General features: G+C 50.8%; 5 protein-coding genes. 2 read left to right on the top strand and 3 right to left on the bottom strand.

The window, feature by feature from the left end:
* The 3 genes from Q0668_RS12515 to Q0668_RS12505 form a co-directional block, all read right to left on the bottom strand.
* The coding region (locus tag Q0668_RS12515; protein WP_298865052.1) for a metallophosphoesterase at positions 1–878 on the bottom strand (878 nt) is incomplete at its 3' end.
* Between the two features lie 141 nt (positions 879–1019).
* Positions 1020–3083: an FAD-dependent oxidoreductase gene (locus tag Q0668_RS12510; RefSeq protein WP_298865049.1), complete on the bottom strand. Its 2064-nt coding sequence runs from the start codon at positions 3081–3083 to the stop codon at positions 1020–1022.
* A gap of 17 nt (positions 3084–3100) precedes the next feature.
* A complete protein-coding gene (locus Q0668_RS12505; protein WP_298865044.1) occupies positions 3101–3313 on the bottom strand; it encodes a DUF3565 domain-containing protein in 213 nt (70 codons plus the stop codon).
* 172 nt (positions 3314–3485) lie between these two features.
* Here Q0668_RS12505 and tal point away from each other — a divergent pair, with 172 nt between their 5' ends.
* Positions 3486–4571, top strand: a complete 1086-nt coding sequence (tal, locus tag Q0668_RS12500; protein WP_298865041.1) for a transaldolase — start codon at positions 3486–3488, stop codon at positions 4569–4571.
* A 79-nt stretch (positions 4572–4650) separates the two neighbouring features.
* Positions 4651–5160, top strand: a 510-nt coding sequence (locus Q0668_RS12495) for a HEAT repeat domain-containing protein (protein WP_298865038.1), incomplete at its 3' end; no start/stop codon positions are given.

Here is a 5160-nt window from a genome sequence, read left to right as displayed (position 1 = left end):
GCTGCTTTTCCATGCTCTTTATGAAATTGATCGAGGAAATCTTCAAACACGTGGGCATCTTTCGTGTATTTGAAATTTTCAGGGTCCTCGTTTTCGATGATGAAGTACAGGTATGACGATCCTTCGCCGCCGCCAGAGCCGCCATGATATCGCGGATGACCTTCGCCACGACCCGACCCTACTGTTGTGTTGCGCAGTACATGGTGGTGCATGGTGATGATGATTTTGTCCTGGTTATCCAGTACCTGTTTCTTCCACCAATTGAAAGTTTCGCGGGTGACGGCGCCAGCGGGGAAGCCTCCTTTATTGCGTTCGGTACTTGTACCGCGACCGACGGGGGTTGGCGCATCATTTCGATCAGCCAGCATGAGATACAAAATGTTTCCGGTCTGAAAGCGATAACGCTCCCAGGTTCCTTTCACAGGAAAGGGGCGGCGGCTTTGATCGACGCCGGAGAATTCGGTGTTTTCACCTAGTGGATCGCCCCATTTTCGAAACCAGGAGCCGACTCCTAGATCGTAATAAGGCGCATCATGATTGCCTGGTACGTTGTAAATTTGTTCGCGGCGATGTTTTGTGAGAGCACGATACTGGCGTATTAATTCTTCTCCATCACGATCTCCGGGAGGTCTCTGGTGCGCAGAAAGATCTCCCGCATCGAGCATGATATCCCAATCGAATGCAGGTGCATTCTTTATGAATCCTTCGGACTGGCGAATCGCCAACGCGATACTCTCCCGGCCTTGTTTGATGTCGGCGGGGACGTGTGAGCAACTTGTCGCCCAGACTCGAAACTTGCGAGGTGAATTCTCCGCGCTCTCAACCGATGTGGAGAATAAAAAAAAGAGCATCAAGGTTGCAAGCATTCGGTTCAACATCGGCCAGTCCTTTTAGATCAGTAAAGACACATTGAAAGAGTGACTGCATTCCACGCAGTTTTTTTTGAATCACCCCCCCATATTTGACTCGTTCATTGTCACCAGTACTGGAAAGAAATGCAAAGCCACTCTTGTATGCGTCTACCTGGACACCGGAAGCAATTGTAGTGCGTCCAGAATGACGAAACCGTTTGTGCCACTGTTGCGCATGGTGATGACGGTCTCAACGTCATCTACAAGCTGAACTGTGGCAATGGGGCGAAAGAGTTGGCCTGCTGGCAATGCCTGCGTTTGATCGACGGTGATCTGTTTTTTATGAGGGCCGCTCGTGATGACCACGGGAACTTCTGTGGCGCGGCTGGAATGTGCCGAGTAAGCCATACGCAATTCGTATTTACCGGCTTTGGGTACCTTAAACCGGAAGACCGCCTGTGACTTACCATCTGCTTTGTTGTCGTCATGCACATAGCCGGTACCGATGTGTGGTTTAAAGTTGGATGAGCGTTTCCAATGGCCTGTTCGCTCGGCTGATTCATTGTCCAAGACGATCCCTGGTAATGTCTTTGGATCTACCGAAGTCTGTTTTTTCGGCTTGGGTGGGAGCTTTGGCAAAACGGGCAGATCGAGAACCTGCTTCTGGGCTAGAAGCCTCTTTCGTAAGTCTGGATAATTCAGTTTTTGGACGGCGATGTTCTGTTCGGCGGCAAGTGATGCGGCGATGCCCGCACTCTGTCCCAGGATCATCCAGGTCGGCTCTACACGGATGGAGGAAATGGCAACATGGGTGCAGGATAGTGCTACCGGGACAAGCAGATTGGAACAATCTTCGGCCTTGGGGAGGATCGCGCGATAAGGGATCTGATAAGGATAGCCGTGCTGACGGCCTTTCATTCGCACGGGAAAGATCGTGCCTTCATTAACGACGGTTCCGTCCTCGAGTGCAACGCGCTGGCAGTCATGAGAGTCGATCGGGAATGAAGAGATCACAATCGGGTCGTCCTTTTCCGGTTTGTCGATGATATCCTTTTGGCTTACCACATACATGCCTTGCATGCGTCTGCCTTCACGGACGTAGAGGGCGGGCGAAAAGTGTCCGTAGTCGGAAAATTCATCTTTACACAGCCCCAGTCGCGCGAACTTTTGGCGGATCCTCACTGGCACCGCAGGGTCGGTGGTGAGAAAGTGATAGAGCTCCAAAGTATATTGTTTATGTGCTTCCCAGATTGCGGCACGGCCCGCGGCATCCGCTTCGCTCCAACCGTTGCATGCACCGACCAGTCCCAGGGAAAATTGACCGCCAATGGAGTTATTGCCATCGAATTTTCCACCCGGAAGCGGATAGAGATCAAACCCCAATCTGGTGCCTTTGGATTTAACGTAACGCCGCATGACTTCGAAGCGAGCGGGGTCGTAGTTTGCGGGTTTCGGAAATGGGACGCGGTTTTCCGGATCTGTGGTCAAACAGAGTCGAAAGCTGTAAACCATGACGTTGGCGTCACCCTCTGCTTCTGGCCCTGCATCGGCAGTGGTAATGAGCGGCAGCATTTTTCCGTTGCTGTCGAAACCGTCGATTTTCATTTTGGGTTTCGGGTAGCGTTTGCCTGCCAGGGATTCTCCGAATTCTGCGCGGCCTTCGCGTCCGATCGTCCAGCTAACTCCCGCGGTTGCCATCAGATCGCCTTCGTAGGTCGCATCGATAAAGATTTTGGCAGAGAACGTACCGTTGCTGGTGACGAGGCCCGTGATGCGGGTTCCATCCTTGTTAACGGACTGGATGACTCGTTTTGTAAGCACCTTCACTTTGGCTTCATCCAGCATTTGTTTTGTGACGCGTGCAGCCACGTGTGGCTCGTAGGTCCATTTTGCTTGGTCCTTCACGCTTACCGAGTAGGGCAACTTAATCCCTCGGGCCTTGTAGTCTTTCTCGATGCGTGTGTGCCATTCGTCGAATAATCCCATCACCGTGCTGCGGACAGTTTGGTTTGAGTCACTGAAACTCAGGCCACCTGTGTTCACGCCCCCAACGTGGTTTGTCGGTTCCAGGAGAATCACAGATGCCCCTTCTCGCGCAGCGGCGATCGCAGCGCAAAATCCGCCGGGGGTAGAACCATAGACGATGACATCCGATTCGGTGGCACCTTGAATTGGTTGACAGAGGATGACCAGAAGTGTGGTAATGAGTATGTAGTGGAAAGAGGATTTCATAAAAGGCCTTTAATATTTTACAATGGACGTTCATCTAATGGAGCGTTTTCGTCGCACTTCTTGCATTCAAGTTGATGGCCTAACAAGGAATCGCGGCCCTGCTCTGTGGTGACCCATTCGCGGGCTACTTCTGGCGGATCGTGGCGGACGTGTTGATTGTGTCCGCAGTTGAGTTGCGCGACCCAGTGCCCTTCTTCGTCCGTGTGGTAGCCGATGATGGGTTGTAGCACTGGTTTTTCCTCGTCGGTTCAAATGAATTTCAGGCTAGAGACAGGATCTTTTTGTTTTCTTCGCTCCTGATCATATCAGCCTTCCATTCGAAGTGGAAATTAAGGAAAATAGGATTCGACGAGATTGTTTGAAATCGATTCCACTTACAACGACTGTTTCGAAGGTAATACGATGACTGCAACACGCGAACTCAACAATCTGGGGCAAAGTCTGTGGCTGGATAATATTACACGCGACCTGCTCAGCAATGGAACGTTGCAGCGTTATATCGATGAACTTTCTGTTACCGGGTTGACTTCGAATCCGACGATTTTTCACCAGGCGATCGACAATAGTCAATCTTACGACAGTGCGATTCAGACCAAATTCAAAGAGGGTGAGCGGGGCGAGCAGCTCTTTTTTGAGGTTGCGTTGGAAGATATCACGGGGGCCGCTGATCTGTTTCGACCGGTGTGGGATAAAACCGACGGGGTTGATGGTTGGGTTTCTCTGGAAGTCTCGCCGCTGCTTGCTTACGATACGGAAAGTACTCTGGCGGCGGCCAAGGATCTGCATGCCCGCGCGGGGCGTCCGAATGTTCTGATTAAAATTCCTGGTACCCAGGAAGGTTTGCCTGCCATTGAAGAAGCCACGTTTGCGGGCATCCCTGTGAATGTGACTCTGTTGTTTTCAAGCGAACATTTCGTAGCGGCAGCCGAGGCCTTTTTGAGAGGCGTTGAACGACGGATTGAGGCGGGTTTGAATCCGGCCGTCGGTTCTGTCGCGTCTTTATTCATCAGCCGTTGGGATCGCGCTGTTGTCGATAAGGTTCCCGAAGCGTTGCACAATCGATTGGGAATCGCCATTGGTCAGCGGGCTTACAAGGCGTATCGAGACTTGCTGAATTCGGCGCGCTGGCAGCGTGCTTTGAACTGCGGTGCCCGGCCGCAACGTTTGCTTTGGGCGAGTACTGGCATGAAAGATCCCAACGCGTCTGACGTACTCTATATCAAGTCGCTCGCTTCCCCGTTTACGGTGAACACGATTCCCGAAAAGACATTGAATGCCTTCGCTGATCATGGTGAGGTGGGCGGTGCACTTTCCGCAGATGGTGGTGATTGTGAGGCTGTACTCACCGAATTTGAAAACGCCGGCGTCGACATTCAGGCATTGGCGGCACAGCTTCAGAAAGACGGCGCGGAATCATTCGTCCAATCCTGGAACGATCTGATGGAAGTGATTACTGCGAAAAGTGAATCACTGGCGAACGTTGATTGAAGTGCTTTGATTTCTGAATGGAATTGATCATGTATTCGAGAGTTTCTGACTCGTTTAGTGAATCCAGAAAGTTCCGGAAATGAATGACTCTTCTGACAATGCACATCCATTACTTGCGTTCTGCGATAGTGCAATTCGAAGGAATCAGGATTTTAATGATGAACTGTCATTGTTTGAAAAAAATAGTGAGAAATGGAATGAGTTTCTCAAGTTAAACTGCGACAGTGACAACAATCTGATACAGATCGTAGCGTTTCAGGAGATCGGTAAGAGTGGCGATCCCGGTTGGTTAGACTATCTTTTTGCGCGGTTGCAAACGGAAACGATGCCTACAAATTTTGGTCCGATTTTTTGGGCAATCGGCGGGCTGGGAGGATTTCAATCCAGAGAGGATTACGCGCATTATTTCGAAGCGACTGATGATAACATGCGCCGTGTAGCGATGCATATTCTAGAGATCTTACCAGATGAGGATGCGATCGAAGTTCTTTTAAATATACTAAAACAAGATCCACACCCCGATTTGCGAAGAGAAGCTGCTTTTAGACTCGCGCATTTAGGTTCTGATGCGGGGCTACAAATTTTGCTC

Source organism: uncultured Gimesia sp. (assembly GCF_937910335.1).
Taxonomy (GTDB): domain Bacteria; phylum Planctomycetota; class Planctomycetia; order Planctomycetales; family Planctomycetaceae; genus Gimesia.
This window is presented reverse-complemented; position numbering and strand designations above follow the sequence as displayed.

Bases quoted from the DNA above. Each gene is read 5' to 3' on its own strand.
- Q0668_RS12510 (WP_298865049.1), bottom strand. From the start codon at position 3,083: ATGAAATCCTCTTTCCACTACATACTCATTACCACACTTCTGGTCATC.
- tal (WP_298865041.1), top strand. From the start codon at position 3,486: ATGACTGCAACACGCGAACTCAACAATCTGGGGCAAAGTCTGTGGCTG.